General features: G+C 62.7%; 12 protein-coding genes and 1 pseudogene. 4 read left to right on the top strand and 9 right to left on the bottom strand.

The window, feature by feature from the left end:
* Positions 1 to 8 precede the first annotated feature (8 nt).
* From QX048_RS18485 to QX048_RS18475, 3 genes are all read right to left on the bottom strand, one after another.
* Complete coding sequence (locus tag QX048_RS18485) at positions 9 to 1,706, bottom strand: methyl-accepting chemotaxis protein (protein ID WP_316191839.1); 1,698 nt, start codon at positions 1,704 to 1,706, stop codon at positions 9 to 11.
* 839 nt (positions 1,707 to 2,545) lie between these two features.
* Positions 2,546 to 3,751 carry an MFS transporter gene (locus QX048_RS18480; protein ID WP_315717027.1) on the bottom strand — a complete coding sequence of 402 codons (1,206 nt, stop codon included), beginning with the start codon at positions 3,749 to 3,751 and terminating at the stop codon, positions 2,546 to 2,548.
* A gap of 404 nt (positions 3,752 to 4,155) precedes the next feature.
* A complete protein-coding gene (locus tag QX048_RS18475; protein ID WP_316191840.1) occupies positions 4,156 to 5,088 on the bottom strand; it encodes an alpha/beta hydrolase in 933 nt (310 codons plus the stop codon).
* Positions 5,089 to 5,272: 184 nt separating this feature from the next.
* On the opposite strand from QX048_RS18475, the gene QX048_RS18470 reads away from it, so the two are divergent.
* Positions 5,273 to 6,172, top strand: coding sequence for a helix-turn-helix domain-containing protein (locus tag QX048_RS18470; RefSeq protein WP_315717024.1), 900 nt, complete (start codon positions 5,273 to 5,275; stop codon positions 6,170 to 6,172).
* A 599-nt stretch (positions 6,173 to 6,771) separates the two neighbouring features.
* On the opposite strand, the pseudogene QX048_RS18460 reads toward QX048_RS18470, so the two are convergent.
* Both QX048_RS18460 and QX048_RS18455 read right to left on the bottom strand, forming a co-directional pair.
* A pseudogene (locus tag QX048_RS18460) lies at positions 6,772 to 6,918 on the bottom strand (alpha/beta hydrolase); the annotation flags it as partial.
* A gap of 146 nt (positions 6,919 to 7,064) precedes the next feature.
* Positions 7,065 to 7,772: a hypothetical protein gene (locus QX048_RS18455; RefSeq protein WP_316200607.1), complete on the bottom strand. Its 708-nt coding sequence runs from the start codon at positions 7,770 to 7,772 to the stop codon at positions 7,065 to 7,067.
* A gap of 264 nt (positions 7,773 to 8,036) precedes the next feature.
* On the opposite strand from QX048_RS18455, the gene QX048_RS18450 reads away from it, so the two are divergent.
* A complete protein-coding gene (locus tag QX048_RS18450; protein WP_316200606.1) occupies positions 8,037 to 9,308 on the top strand; it encodes a DegT/DnrJ/EryC1/StrS family aminotransferase in 1,272 nt (423 codons plus the stop codon).
* 59 nt (positions 9,309 to 9,367) lie between these two features.
* Here the strand turns inward: QX048_RS18450 and QX048_RS18445 are convergent, their stop codons facing one another.
* The gene (locus QX048_RS18445) at positions 9,368 to 10,351 is read right to left on the bottom strand and encodes a hypothetical protein (protein WP_316200605.1); all 984 of its coding nucleotides are present in this window, start codon (positions 10,349 to 10,351) and stop codon (positions 9,368 to 9,370) included.
* 225 nt (positions 10,352 to 10,576) lie between these two features.
* Complete coding sequence (locus tag QX048_RS18440) at positions 10,577 to 11,017, bottom strand: NUDIX domain-containing protein (RefSeq protein ID WP_316200604.1); 441 nt, start codon at positions 11,015 to 11,017, stop codon at positions 10,577 to 10,579.
* A gap of 40 nt (positions 11,018 to 11,057) precedes the next feature.
* Between QX048_RS18440 and QX048_RS18435 the strand changes: the two genes are divergently transcribed.
* Entirely contained in the window at positions 11,058 to 11,648 is a 591-nt protein-coding gene (locus QX048_RS18435; RefSeq protein ID WP_316200603.1) for an AAA family ATPase, read from the top strand.
* Positions 11,638 to 12,852: an FAD-dependent oxidoreductase gene (locus QX048_RS18430; RefSeq protein ID WP_316200602.1), complete on the top strand. Its 1,215-nt coding sequence runs from the start codon at positions 11,638 to 11,640 to the stop codon at positions 12,850 to 12,852. Before QX048_RS18435 ends, QX048_RS18430 begins: the two co-directional genes overlap by 11 nt.
* A gap of 96 nt (positions 12,853 to 12,948) precedes the next feature.
* Here QX048_RS18430 and QX048_RS18425 read toward each other — a convergent pair whose 3' ends face one another.
* Positions 12,949 to 13,167 (bottom strand): conjugal transfer protein TraD, encoded by a 219-nt coding sequence (locus QX048_RS18425; RefSeq protein WP_316200601.1) that lies wholly within the window; start codon positions 13,165 to 13,167, stop codon positions 12,949 to 12,951.
* Positions 13,168 to 13,242: 75 nt separating this feature from the next.
* Complete coding sequence (locus QX048_RS18420) at positions 13,243 to 14,337, bottom strand: HigA family addiction module antitoxin (protein ID WP_316200600.1); 1,095 nt, start codon at positions 14,335 to 14,337, stop codon at positions 13,243 to 13,245.
* Positions 14,338 to 14,340: the final 3 nt, after the last annotated feature.

Raw genomic sequence — 14,340 nt, 5'->3', positions numbered from 1 at the left:
CGCCGACGTCACGCCGCGCGGACGTTGCCGAGGAATCGCCCGGTCTGGGTCTTGAGCTGATCCGACTGGCTGCCGAGCTGGGAGGCCGCGCTCAGCACCTGCGCCGCCGCGGCGCCGACCTGGCCGGACGCCTCGCGCACGCCGACGATGTGCTGCATGACGCCCTGGGTGCCCTGCGCCGCCTGCTGGACGCTGCGGGCAATTTCCTTGGTCGCAGCACCCTGCTCCTCGACCGCGGCTGCGATCGCGTCGGTGATCTCGTTCATCTGGCCGATGGTCGCGCCGATCTCGCGGATGGCGTTGACCGTCGAGCCGGTGGCGTCGCGGATGGCTTCGATCTGGCTGGTGATCTCCTCGGTCGCCTTGGCGGTCTGCGCCGACAGCGCCTTGACCTCGTTGGCGACCACCGCGAAGCCCTTGCCGGCCTCGCCGGCACGCGCCGATTCAATGGTGGCGTTCAGCGCCAGCAGGTTGGTCTGGCCGGCGATGGTCTGGATCAGCGCCATGACCTCGCCGATCTTCTGCGACGCGTGGACCAGCCGGTCGACCATCGCCTCCGTCCGCGTCGCCTGCCCGACCGCGTTCTGAGCGATCGAGGACGACTGCGTGACCTGCTTGGCGATCTCCTGGATCGATGACGACAGCTGCTCGGCGGAGGCCGACACCGTCTGCACGTTCTTGGCGGTCTGCTCGGCGGCCGCGGCCACCTTCGCGCTCTGGTCGGTCGTGCCGGAGACGATGCTCGACATCGATTGCGCCGAGGTCTGCAGCTCGCCGGCGGCGGTCGCGGTGGTCTGGATCACGCCGCCGATCGAGCGCTCGAACTCGTCGGCGATCCGCACCAGCACCGTGCGGCGCTCCTCGGCGGCCTGCTGCTTGGACTGCTCCTGCTCGGCCCGGAGACGCTCGCTCTCGGCGAGATGGTCCTTGAAGATCTGCAGGCTGCGCGCCATGCGGCCGATCTCGTTCCGGCGATCCGTGAACGGCACCTCGAGGCCCAGATTGCCCTTGGTCAGCTCGTCCATCACGACGCAGGTACGGTCGAGCGGAACGACGACGCTGCGTCCGAGCCAGAAGGCGACGACCGCGGCCACCAGCAGACCTGCGAGCGCGCCGAAGCCGGCCCACAGCGCGCGCTGATAGACGACCGCATCGATGTCGTCGACATACACGCCGGCCTGGATCGCCAGCATCTTGTCGCCGCTGCCATAGGCGCCGACGTAGGACATCTTCGGCAGCTCGGTCGTCCCCCCCGCGCGCGGCACCTTGTACTCGACGAAGCCGCCGCCGGCGCGCGCCATGCGCACGATGTCCTGGATCAGGAGCTTGCCGGTGGAATCCTTGAAGTCCCAGCGATTGACGTTGATGTATTTCGGGTTGGCGTGGACATAGGTCACGCCGGCATCCGACGATCCGGTTCCGTAGACGCCGAGATAGTCGTTGTACTGGCCCCAGCGCATTGCGCCGATCGCGGCGTAGGCCTGCTGCCGCGCCTGCTCCGGCGCCATCTTGCCGGCGGTCGCCGCGGCGTCATAATAGCTCAGCACCTTGACGGCGGACTCGACGAGGTTGCGGACCATGGTCTGCCGCTCCTCGAGAACGGTTCCGCGCAGCATCAGGATCTGCATGGCGGAGACGGCGAACAGTGCGATCGACATCACGGCGATGATCGCCGCGAGACGCTGATAGACAGTCAGGTGTCGCATTTTCTGGTTCTCGTTGCGTGGACTGTATGCACGATACCAACCGTACATTAATGGTTTGCTATCCGTGCCGCCCGAACACTGTCGAACTAATTAGTTTTTGGACGGATCATGTCCACTCACGCGAACTCAAGCCAGAGAACAACCAACCCGACCTGGGGTGGCGATCGTTCGAACTAACATGCGATAATCCGAGGTATCATCCAAGGGGACGGCCGGTTCCCTGCGAAGTTCCAGTGGGTTAGGTGTCGAGTTCCCACGGAGTTTCGTCGTCGCGACGCGTCAGGCGCCCGAGCTTTGTGCAGCTCAGCCCTCACCTCATCGAGGGCGCAGGGAAGACCAGGCATCGGCTGATTCCTGCGGCCCCCGTGCGGAAAGGAATGCACGGGGCAGGAACCACAGGTTCAGCCGGGTTTGCCCGGCCTTCCCTGCGCAATGGTGTTACGGCTGCTTCGCACTCTCCTCGGGGACCGGCGTTCTTGCCCCCGTTTGCGGCAACGCGCCAATGGCACGCCGCGCAGGCATCAGCGTCGGGATGCCAGGACCATGCGACTTGACCGTCCGTGCCGGCGCCGCTCGTCAGTCGGCGCCTGCCCGTCCATCACATCCCACCCCAACGCTCCTGACGATGCGCAGCGCCCCTCGTCGATGAGGCGGGACAATCAGAGAGAAGCACGAATTCCGATAAAACGAAAGAACAAAATTTGCGCAAGCGGGCGCGATTGCGCCGATGTCGTTGAGACGGCGAATGAACTTCGTGTTTCGGCGCAGGGGGAATGCGGCATGTCGCGGCGCTCCCGGCGAGCCCATGTCCGGCCCGACGGGCGACTCGGTCGAACGCCTCAGGGAGAGACCGCCGCGCGCGCCGGCCGGCGCTGCCGCAGCAGCAACAGGATGACCACCGCCGCGCACGAGCAGGCCAGGCTCAGCGCCAGCGGCGCTTTGCTGCCGTAGCGGGTCAAGAGCTCGACGAGGATGGGCGCCGACACAGCCGACAGCAGGTTGAGCGGCAGTCCGATCTGGGCGGACGCCTTGGCGAACGCCGCCTTGTCGTAGAACACCAGCGGCATCGTGGCTCGCGCCACGGCGAGCGCGCCACTGCCAAGGCCGTAGATCAGGATGAAGCCGCCGATCGCGGCGTGCGAGCCGTCGCTCAGCATCAGCAGCAGCATCGCCACCGGCAGCGCCAGTCCGGCGACGATCGCGGTGGTGATGCCGTCCCAGCGGCCGCCGCCGAGAAAATCGATGGCGCGGGCGCTGATCTGGATCACCCCCAGCATCGAGCCGAAACCGACCGCCTCGGCCGCCGACAGGCCCTTGGCCTTCAGGAGCTCGATCAGCACGGCCCCCATCCCGAACGCGACGAAGGCGTTGAGGCCGGAGGCGCCGACCAGCAGATAGAACGTGCCGCGCGACGGCGTCGATGCGGGAGCCGACGCCGGCGCATCCGATGACGGCGGCAGATGATCATGGACGCGCCGCGGCAGCAGGAACACGAACAGCGGCAGCGAGACCAGCAGCAGCAGGCCGGCATAGACGAGACAGGTGCTGCGCCAGCCGATATGCGCGGAGAGGGCCGAGGTGACCGGCCAGAAGATGCTGCTCGACAGGCCCGTGACCAGCATCAGCGCGCCGATGGCGCTGCGCGCGCGCAGGCCCGCGATCTCGTTGAGCACGATGTAGGAGGCGGTCGAGAGGGTGGCGCTGCCGGCCACGCCGAGCAGCAGCCAGGCGGCATAATAAGAGAGCGGCCCCTGCGCCGCAGACAGCAGCGCGTAGCCCGGCGCCGCCAGCAGAGTGCCCGCGATCATCACCCGCCGCCCGCCATGCTTGACGAACGGTCGCGCCAGCAGCGGCGAGCACAGCCCCATCGACATGTACAGCACCGTCGTGCTGGCAAAGATCGCCGTCAGCTCCATCTCCAGATCCGCCGCCATGGCCCGGCCGATCACCGCCGGCAGGCTGAGCGTGCCCCAGGCGATCAGCTGGGTGATGGCGAGCACGATCAGGACGCGCAGGAGGGAGGGGTCGGCGATGACGGAAGGCATTTCGGACGGGGGCACTGCACGGAGGTGACGCGCGGCGCGCGTTGCAATCCTAATCCTAGAGCATTCGCGCCGAATCAGCCCCGCTGTTTCGGAATTGCGGCCCCGCCACCGGCGGGGTGCTCGTGCCAGGTGCCGGCAACTGCACGCACGGCCGCCGGCCCGAGCAGGAACAGCATGAGCAGCGCCGCACGGGAGCAGCCGATCGTCAGCCCCCATGGGTCTCAAGGCGAAGCAAGAGCATCGCCTAACGCGCCGCAGAGCGGCGCTCCTCACCATGAGGGCCGCGAAAAAGACCCTCATCCCGAGAGGCCGCCTTAGGCGGCCATCGCGAAGGATGGCCGCGAAACGAGCGCTCGCCACAGCTTGTCGCCTCATATGCGATCGCCCCACCCTATCGGCGGAGCTCAAGCTTCGCGCGTCTGAAGGAGGTGTGATCGGAACCAGTCACGCGCAGCCGAGGATGATCGTTCGAAGTGCTCGACATAGGGCGCGAAATGCCCGCAAGGCAAACTAACAAACTGTTTTGGCTCGCCGGCGCGCGCGAACGCCTCCCGGGACGCCTCGATCGGCATCAGCATGTCGCCCTCGGCCGCGATCAACATCAGGGGCCGCGGCGCGATGCGATGTAAGAAGGCGACCGGCTCGAAGCTGAAGGTGAGCTCCAGGCTGCGCACGGTAACCTCGTTGCGCCACAGCGGCGAGATCTTCGCCGCCTCCATGCACCAGTCGTAGGCGTCCGATGTCCCCAGGATGCACGGCGTCGTCGCCGGATCCTGCGCCACAACCTGCATGGTCATCGGCGGCTCGCCCGCGGCACGGGCCAATCGCTCGCCGACGAACAGCTGCGACAGCTGCGCCTTCGTCTCCGCCGGAATGTGGCTCCAGATCGCGCCGCCGCTGAGGAACGAGACCTGCACTGCCACGCAGCGGATGCGCTGATCGATCGCCGCCGCCTGGATGGCGACACCGCCGCCATAGCTGGAGCCCCAAGCGCCGATCCTTCTGGGATCGACGCGCGGCAGGGTCATTGCGAAGGTGATGGCATCGCGGTAGTCGGCCAGTTGCTGCATCGGGTCGATCTCCTGCCGGACGCGCCCTTCGCTCTCGCCAAAATTGCGGGGATCATAGACCAGCGCGCCGAGACCGGCTGCGCTGAACGCGGCGGCATATTTGTCGAGATAGCTTTCCTTGAGCCCGCTGAAGCCGTGATGAAGCACGACGATGGGCGCTGTCGGCGCGTCCCCCTGCGGCGGCACGTGCCAGCCGCGCAGCACCGTACCATCGTCGGCCTTGAAGGCCACCTTCTCGAACCCAGCCCGCAGCTCCGAACCGACCATTGCAACCTCCCTTTGCTCTCGTCTCTCCGCCTTGTCTGCACGGCGGTCACAGCCTAGGCTCTAGTCCAAGCGCGGCACCGACGTCCCGGACGGCAGCGAAAGCGAACCCGGACGACGGCGAAACGCGGGCGGACGCAGCCGCCGCAAGCGAGGGCCTCCGGGCGGCCGAGGGAAAGCGTTGCAGATGCCGAACGTGCAAGGGTTTGCCTCGCTGACCGCGCCCACGACGTCCCTCGACCCAATGCTCGGCTGGACCATTCACGAGGCCATCTCGCTCCGTCAGCAGTTGAGGCAGCTAGGCGATGCTCTCGTGATCGAAGCGCAGGTCGCACAGGGCTGCGCCGGGATGCGCCGCGCTTCCGATGCCGGTCTGGTGGTCGTGATGACCGTGATCGAAGGCCGGGAGCGCGGCGAGGACTCAACGGGCACGGTGCTGTTCGAAGCGGGCGACGTGATCGTCTGGAACACGCGCGAGACGCTCGCCTTCGCCACGCTCAGTCCGCTGCGCAAGATGATGATCGCCTGCCCTGAAGCCGTGATCCGGAATTTTCACCCCGACCTGATCGGACGCGGCCCCCTGCATCTGCCCGGCCGGCACGGCTTCGGCGCCGCCGTGTCCGGTTACTTCGAGGGCTTCGCCGGCACGCTGGCCGAGATGGACGACCGCGAGGCCCATGCCGCCGTCGATACCGGGCTCGAGATCGTCGCCAGGGCTGCGCGCCTCGTGCGCCGCGACGCTGCACCGCGCCGCTCATCCGCGCGGCTCGCGCGCATCATGAGCTACATCGACGCACAGCTGCACGACCCCGATCTCGACAGCGCCGAGATCGCCGCCCACTTCGGACTATCCGTCCGCTCCTTACAATTGTTGTTCGCCGAGCACGGCACCACGCCCTCAGAATGCATCCGCCAGCGCCGCCTCAACCGCTGCCGCCGCGACCTCCAAGCCGCGCGCCGAACCGAGAGCATCACCGACATCGCCCTGCGCTGGGGCTTCAACGACCCCTCGCATTTTAGCCGCCTCTTCCGCCGTCGATATGGCGTGCCCCCGCGCACGCTCGTGCGGAAGAGGCCGGAGGGCTGACGGCCCGCAGCGATTTCATCTTCTCGCAAATGAACGGAATGGCTGGGATGGACGACTGGCGGAGAGAGTGTCCGCGCGCCTTGCCTGCAGATTTGTTTTCATTTCAAATGCTTAGCTATATCCAAGTGCCGATTTCCCATTGCTCCACCCGCATCCGAGCGGCGGATTGCGGCGGAATAAGGCGAACAATCACGGCCAGCCTGCCGGTCGGATCGCAGAGGCAAGTTGGGGATGTGGTCCGCCCCTCAAGGGCTAACGTCACATCGGCAACGCCGCTCGGAATTGCTTCACGCAACGGCGAGATCGGTCAAGCCGCCCGATTGGACAGCCTCCCAAATGAACGGCCCCCAAGCCGATCGGCCGCGACCGGTTCATCCGCAATGTGCTGATCGCGATCGGCAATTCCGGCGATAGTAGGCCTGCGGCGAGACCGAGCGGCTTCTGGACGACGCCAGCCCACTGGTGAGGGGGGCTGCGGAGTGGCGCTGGCGCAACTGATCGAGCGCGAGGTTTTCTCTCGGCTAGCGGCCAAGGCGCTCCCGGGCGAAGCCGACGCTGGCCTGCGCAAGAAATGGGACCTTTCCGCGCGAGGGGACGCCTCAGCCCATCTCGTCGACCGGCGCCAGGATGCGCGCGATATCCTGCGGCCGCGAGAGCCGGTGGGCCAATGCGAAGGCTTGCCGCGACCGCACATCCGAATCCTGGGCGCCTTGCAGGATCCGCACCGGGCAGTCGACATTGATGGCGCCTGCTCGACGCGTTCGGAGGAAGGACGCGGCCAAGATGAGGGAGGCCGAACGCGGCTTCACGTGCGGACTCCGCCCCCCAACCAAAGAGCAAAATCACGAAGGCGGTGCGATCGAAACGGTTCCGAACCGCCCGCTCAGGACGATCACTTCGCCGCTACGAATTCCGGCGCTCGCTGAGGATGCTTATCGAAGTACGATCCGAGCAGGAAAACGCAGACTTGAGGAGCAGACAGCTTGTATTCGTTTGCGAACACAAGGATGCGCGCCCTAAGTTCACGCGGCACTCTGATGACCCAGGAATGCTTCTCCGACCCGCTTGCCGCCTTGACGCCCATAATCATCTTCCGGACGTCCGCCGACGACATATCGAACGATCGCTTGTTGAGAAGAGGAAACTCGCGCTCCAGCAATTCGACGCAGAACTTATTCAGGCTAAGCGACGCCTGCTCAGCAGCGCTCGCCACGTGCGTATGCAACGAATTCGACGTGCTTAACGCGATCTGCGGGGTCGGCTCACGCTTCTCCTCGACTTCGACCGGCTCGGATGCCGCAGCGACATTATCGAAGGTGCCGGAGAGCGACTTCACCTTGGCCGGAGTAAGGACCTTGACGGCCTCGGCGGCATGCCGCTGAAAGTCGGCGTAAGCTCCATCCGGATACTCTCCGACTCCACGCGGCACGACGCCGGGTGCAAGCGAGCAGAAGAATATGTGAGTTCTAGACTTCGAGTCGAAAGAGTGTTTGGCGGCCCTGAACACCTGCATCAGAAGCGCCTCGTGGGCCTTCGACGGCAGTGTCGGCTGCACCTGAACCTCGTGACTTTTCGCTTCGTTCTTCAACCGCGTTTTCATGGCAATGCATCCGACATAAGACGGCCCCTTGACAGCTATCAAATCCTAGCAGCGAATCGCACCGCTATCAAGGATTGCGGACTCTAGAACGGGGTATATTTATTTCCGTTCCACAGATTGGGATGGCCAGAGGCGAAACGTTACAACACCTTGAAACTACTACAATATTCCCGTCGACCCGGCCGACAGCCTGAGCCCCCCCCTTGACGGAGACCCTGTTAATCATATATCAACTTCTATCAAGACATATCGTCGGAGTCGAAAATGCTTGCATTGCATGGTGGCTCTCCGATCATCGCCCCGTCGGCGTCACACTACGTCTGGCCGGTCATCACCGACCTGACCCGCCAAGCGATCAACGATCAGCTCGGCCGAACGGTCTCGATCTACGATCGAAGCGGAATATTCAAGGAATTCGAAGAAAAATTCGTCCGATATCACGGCACGAAGTTCGCTCTCGTCACGAACTCGGGCACCTCTGCGCTGTTCGGCATCTACGAAGGGCTCGGCCTGGGCCCTGAGGACGAGGTCATCTGCGCCGATTACTCTTTCTTCGCGACTTCCGGCCCTCTGGCTTATTTGGGCGTTCGCCCTCTCTTCTGCGACGTCGATCAGAATGGCAATCTCGATCCAATCGAACTAGAGCGTTTGATTTCGTCCAGGACGAAGGCCGTCGTGGTCACGCACATGTGGGGCGTGCCGTGCCAGATGGACAGGATCACCGAGCTTTGCTCGAAGAACGGCGTGGCTCTGGTCGAAGACTGCTCTCATGCTCACGGCGCCAAGTTCGGCCAGCGTTTGGTTGGCACCTTCGGGGCGGCGGCCGCCTGGAGCCTTCAGGCTCAGAAGCTCGTGACCGGCGGCGAAGGTGGCATCCTGACAACCAGCGACAGGACAATCTACAACCGCGCTCAGCTGCAGGGGCAATACAACAAGCGCTGCCGGGAGGAGATCGACCGAAACGATCCTCTCTACCAGTTCGCGCTTACTGGTTTCGGGCTGAAGCTGCGCGCGCATCCATTGGCGATCGCCATGGCACTCGAACAGTTCGGTCATCTCGATCACTGGATTGCGCAAAAATCAAAGTTCGCCGCGAAGTTCGATGAGGCGCTACACGAATATCCGTTCGTGTCGGCGCCTAAGATCTCCGGGACGACACCGAGCTGGTACGCATATACGTTCCGCTTCGATGGAACCGAAACGAACGCAGATCGCGACCTGTTCGTCGAGGCGCTCCATGCAGAAGGCTTGAGGGAGGTCGACGTTCCGAATTCGATACGGCCCGTTTCGGATCTCGCCTTGTACACTGTACCCGAACAGGGAATGGCGCGCCTCGATCATTTTCCCCAGCCATTGCGCAGAACGGACGGAAAAAATCCGGCTTCTCGGCAGTATTGGGCTTCAGCCGTGAAACTGCCGGTATGGGCATTTCCGGAGGACGAAGGGATCGTCGATAAGTACGTGGAAGGACTCAGGAAAGTGTGTGACGCGGTCCGCAGCGGAGAACTTCGAAGCTCCGACCGGCGTCGGGCTTGAGCGGGACGAACGTGCGCCCACAGCGGTGGTCCGGAAGACAACGAAGGACCGCCGCTGGTTTACGGCGAAAGGAGGAAGGGACGGTCAGGATCTTCGACGTAAGCGGGCGTGTCGGCGCGGTTTGCGTACGTGCGCATGAGCCACCGGCTCTTTCCGCCGATCTCGCCCCCGACCTCGGCTCTGCCGTGAAGCGCGCTTCTGTTGTTGATCAAGAAAACGCTGCCCGGATTGACGACAATCGCTTCGAAGGATGCCGAGGCGGCTTCTTTGAGAGCCTCGAGCGCCTTGACCGCGGCTGGAATGTCGGGATCCGCGGTGCACTTTTTATGACTGAACCTGATCGACCACCCGCCGCGCGCCGAATCGAAGCTCATGATCGGTGCATCGACGAGAATGTGATCCGTCTTAAACGTATTCTGCGAGCCGATACTGAAGTGGGGCTTCCCGAGCTCGGCGATTTCCGCGGGCGTCAGCTTGTCCGCAATGCTCGCGAGCGGTGCCAGATGAGTGGGAATGCCATCCGGATTTCTGTATCCGATCAGGATCACCACGTCGGGAGACGGAGATATCGTATCGCCGTCCTTGAACTCGCTCGGAAACGGAAAGCTGCACGCATCAGTGTGCCCGCGCATCTTAGCGCGAGATTTTTCCGCGAGCCGGCCTTCGCCCGGCAGCCCCGTCAGGTGCACGAACAGGTGACCGCTGTTCTCGCACCGATAGGATACCGGCCTATGCCTGATGGCATCGATGGCAGCCAGGGCCGCATAGGCGCCGGACCACCAGGATTCGTCATTCTCCGCCGGCTCGATCGTCGTCGGGGTTTCGGGCAACTCTCCAGGATCGAAGAAATTCTCGATCAGCAGCCAAGGATAGGCACCTTGATCGAACTTCTTGCAGGCGTCGCGAAATTGGTCGTTGATCACGCGGCGGAGCCGCGTAGAAGCCGCGTGTGTGGCCAGATCAGGGCGGTGCGCCGGGTCCGACTTCAAGCCTCCGTTGCGGAGTTCGGCGGACTCCGAAACGCGTGGCAAAACGATCTTCAAGAAATTGAATCTCCGCCAAATAAAAACGAAATATTGTCACAACCTGGCGGAGATGGAAAGACCCCGTACATCTATTCGTTAGGAAGGAGCAATTGAGCCCTTCCGACCAAGGCAATGATACCGCACGTCAGCATACGCCTGACACACGTCTATCCGGATCGCGGTTGGTCTGGGTGGCGGAGTTCACCTCGTCCGGAATTCAAGCCCTTCGTCGCTGGTTCGGACCTATTTCGGCTGCAGGACGTCGAGAGCCTCCAAGACGGATTCATAGATCAGGCGATCGTTGGGAGCGCGATTTTCCATGAGCCTTTCAACGTTGGTGCGGTCCGCCCACATCCATTCCGAGACCTTGCCGTCCTCGAGCATCGGGCGGTGAAGATCGCCGTCGATCTCCACGATGAATTGCCTCTCCAAATACTCCTTCGGACCGTCCGACCAAGGCTTCACGCGGAGTTCGCGGACAACTTTCCTGAGCACCCAGCCGGTCTCTTCCTCGATCTCTCGCGCCAAGGCGGCGATCACTTCCTCGTCGTCCTCCACGTGGCCGCCTACGAGATCCCAACACCCCGGAAACATCCGGCGCGTCATGCTTCGCTTCTGAACAAATACCCGCCCTTGCTGATCGGGAATCATGGCGCTCGCCACCAACTGCTTTTTGGATTGCATGACTTAGTGTAACCTCGAGTTGAAATAGAATCTAGAACCCATGCTTCACAACGACGTTTTGGACGTCTTCAGACCTGGCACTCCGGGTCGTTTGAGGATCGGTATCACCGGCGCTCCCGGCGTCGGGAAGTCGACGCTTACCCGCCGCCTATCCGCCTTTCTCGGAGTGCCGCCGGTCTTCGAGATTGCAAGAGACTTTCACGACCGCGGGCATACGTTGGGAGCCGGGAGCAGCCTTGAAACGCAACTGCTAATGACGATGGCACAGGTAGCGATGGAATCTGACCTTGTTCAGTTCGTGGCCGACCGCACTATTTTCGATCCGCTGATACATGTCGACGCGGTGGCGTCATACAAAAGTGTACCCTGCCCTCCGCTGGTGGTAAACTGCATGGCAAATTACCTGCGCAAAGCGCACAGGTATAACTACTCACACGTCTTCGTGCTCCACCATCAGAGCGTCCGACACGCCGACGGCGTACGTGAAACAGACCATCGTTACGGCGAACTCGTCTACCAACGAACTTTGTTCTGGCTGAACGCTCTCGGCGTCAGGCATTCGTTGATCGAAGGAGCTTCCGAGGATCAATGGCTGCAGGTCTGCAAGCTGCTGGGCTGCGATGCCGGATAGATACGACGCGGTCGTGGTCGGCGGTCGCTGCGCCGGTGCGCCACTGGCGATGCTCCTCGCCCGACAGGGGCTCAAGGTGTGCGTATTCGAGCGCCACGCGGCGGATTTCGAGAATAGGTCGACGCATACTCTGCAGCTCGCCGGCGTCCGCCTCCTGGACCGATGGGGGGTCCTGCCCGAACTCGAAAAGCTGGGCGCACCGTTTCTGACGAAGATCAGCCTGATACTCCACGGCACAGTCGTTTCGGGTTTGCCCTGGGGATCGAATTCGCGGCTCTCCAGCATCTGCGTGAAGAGGACCGCCCTCGATCCCATGCTCGGAGCGCTAGCGATCGGGGCGGGAGCCGATCTGAGGTATCATCACGACGTCCGCGACATGAGCTTCGCCCGCGGCGTCTGGGCCGTTTCGGCGACCGGTCCGGACGGGATTCGGAGCGTCCAGGCGCCGCTCTTGGTCGGGGCCGATGGAATGATGTCGAGCGTCGCCTCGAACCTGGATGCCGGGTTCGAATTGTTCATGAGCTCGATCACCTTCACTCTGTACAAGTACGTCCCGAACACGGTGGGCAGCGAATGCTTCATCGTCGTCGATGACTGGGGGGCTCAGGCCTGCGTGCCCACCACCGACGGCGACATGATCTACGTCGTGCAGAGACCTTCCAAGACCTTCAAGGACTTCAGGCGGGATCCGCATCGACTTCTGAAGGACGGTGCTGCACGCTTGTCCCGCTACGTCGAGCTACCCCGCGAAGCCGAAGTTCTCGAGGACTATCGCAGAGCCGTCAACCAGCCCACATTCATCCGTCGCATGCCGGGGAACCAGGCTTGCCTGATAGGCGACGCATGGTCCCACAAGGACTCGGTGACCGCTCAGGGGATAACGGACGCCCTCCTCGATGCCGACCTACTCAGCGGGATCGTTGCGGCGCAACCCACACTGGACGACACGTTCGAAACCGCCTTGAGGTTGGCTTGGGATCGTCGGACCGCGGACTATCGGGAAGAGGTGCAAAGGGCTTACGAGCTCGCGAGCTTCACGTCCCCTAAGCCGCAATTCACCGAGATGATCGAGACCGTTTCGGCGGATAGCACGTTGAGCTCGAAGTTTCTCGGGCTCGATGCTAAGACCTATTCGTGGAGCGATCTAAGCGGCGAGCTGGCATCCCTTTCTGGCGGCAAAGGCTTGGTGCCGAGCGTCGAGTGACATGCGATGGCGATCCGCTTCAAAAAAAGCGCACCTCGACACACCATCTGTGGGTACCTGCGCTGCTGAGTCCACTTCAAACGCCTGTATTCCCTTTCAGACCCGGAGTGCGCGGGCCTGTTTGCTCTGTTCACCTTTGAGTTTTTCGGCGATCCAGATCAGCGCGCCAAGGGTCGTGGCGCGGTCGGTGCCAGTCAAGTCCACGATACCGGCTTTGACGACCAGACCGCCCAGTTCGATGAGATGTCGCGTGCGCAATGACCAGTTCACCGAGTTGCCGTCGACCTGTTCTTGATCGAACGGTATCTCTCCCATCTTGCGCGTCCGCTTTCTGCGCAGAGGAGGGTGACCGAGTAGGTCCCGCTTCTAGACCGCAGCATGCACAGAGGATTATGTTCGCGTCCACTCGAAACGTTCAATCAAGCCGCTGAGTTGCCCGTAACGCAAATAGTTGCGCTTCTGCAACTGACCGACAACGATCCCCGGGGCGATACCCAATTCGTTAGCAAACGACCGTACGGCTCTTTCAGACAGATCTCCGGCAGCCACAAATTTGGAGAGCTCAGCCTGCGGAACCAGGAATTCGGCGGACCAGGCGTTTGCTTCTTCCTCTTCCTCCGATGACGCCCCTTCCAATCCAGTTCCGTCCACGAACACTGTCTTTCGGCTGCCGTGGAGAACATGGCGCGCTTCGTGGAAGAACGTGAACCAAAAATGATCGTTCGCCTTGTGGCGCAAAGTCTGTTGGATCATCGCCTTGCGTGGTGAAAGCCAACGGGACACTCCGCTGAGCGCAATCTTGCCTACGGGCTTCGTAACAACGAATGCTACCCCGGCCTTTGCGCACAAGCGCTCTATCTTAGGCAGGAACACTTCGATGCTCTCCAATGTGAGAGAGCGTATCTGCGTGAGCGACTTGAGAAACGTCGCCCTGTCGTACTCTGCGCACTCGATGGAATCCGCCTCCATCTCCCCAAGTCTTAGCCACACGAAAAGAGAGTTTCGATCCGTCACGTAAGTCGGAGAATGCCGGTAAGAGAGAGAAAGAGAGTCGAACCTCGCCTCGCAGGCATCGATGCTGCCGACGCCGAAGTACCTGAGAAGCTGCCTGACGGCATCGGCATTGTCCTTCGGCGGATCGATAAGCCCTCTTTCCTTCATCTCCTTGAGCGGGAAGTCCTTCGCCCAGTCATAGCGACCGGCAAGTTGCTGGTCCTCCTCCTTCCGGGCCAGGTCAAGCCTGTATTGGGTCTCCATGCCGAGCCAGACAGCCGCGCTCACGTCGGTGACCCGCTCGAACTGCAATGCCGTCTCAGGTTCGAGAGGCGCCTTTCCGGCGAGTATCTCGACTATTAGCTTCGCGGACCGCCCGCACCTGCGGGCGAGCTCGCGAGCTGAAATTCCCATGGCCTCGAGGCTTTCTTCCAAAGCCGCCCCTGGGCTGATCGAATAGTCCGGCTCGAATGTATATTGCTCACTTGTCATGAT

The sequence above is a fragment of the Bradyrhizobium sp. SZCCHNS30572 genome, from assembly GCF_032484415.1.
Taxonomy (GTDB): Bacteria; Pseudomonadota; Alphaproteobacteria; order Rhizobiales; family Xanthobacteraceae; genus Bradyrhizobium.
The sequence above is the reverse complement of the archived record's forward strand: the minus strand, read 5'-3'. Positions and strand labels throughout refer to the sequence as shown.

Coding starts and splice junctions, on each gene's coding strand:
- QX048_RS18425 (WP_316200601.1), bottom strand. CDS start 13,167: ATGGGAGAGATACCGTTCGATCAAGAACAGGTCGACGGCAACTCGGTG.
- QX048_RS18455 (WP_316200607.1), bottom strand. CDS start 7,772: ATGAAAACGCGGTTGAAGAACGAAGCGAAAAGTCACGAGGTTCAGGTG.
- QX048_RS18480 (WP_315717027.1), bottom strand. CDS start 3,751: ATGCCTTCCGTCATCGCCGACCCCTCCCTCCTGCGCGTCCTGATCGTG.
- QX048_RS18435 (WP_316200603.1), top strand. CDS start 11,058: ATGCTTCACAACGACGTTTTGGACGTCTTCAGACCTGGCACTCCGGGT.
- QX048_RS18470 (WP_315717024.1), top strand. CDS start 5,273: ATGCCGAACGTGCAAGGGTTTGCCTCGCTGACCGCGCCCACGACGTCC.
- QX048_RS18485 (WP_316191839.1), bottom strand. CDS start 1,706: ATGCGACACCTGACTGTCTATCAGCGTCTCGCGGCGATCATCGCCGTG.
- QX048_RS18450 (WP_316200606.1), top strand. CDS start 8,037: ATGCTTGCATTGCATGGTGGCTCTCCGATCATCGCCCCGTCGGCGTCA.
- QX048_RS18475 (WP_316191840.1), bottom strand. CDS start 5,088: ATGGTCGGTTCGGAGCTGCGGGCTGGGTTCGAGAAGGTGGCCTTCAAG.
- QX048_RS18420 (WP_316200600.1), bottom strand. CDS start 14,337: ATGACAAGTGAGCAATATACATTCGAGCCGGACTATTCGATCAGCCCA.
- QX048_RS18430 (WP_316200602.1), top strand. CDS start 11,638: ATGCCGGATAGATACGACGCGGTCGTGGTCGGCGGTCGCTGCGCCGGT.
- QX048_RS18440 (WP_316200604.1), bottom strand. CDS start 11,017: ATGCAATCCAAAAAGCAGTTGGTGGCGAGCGCCATGATTCCCGATCAG.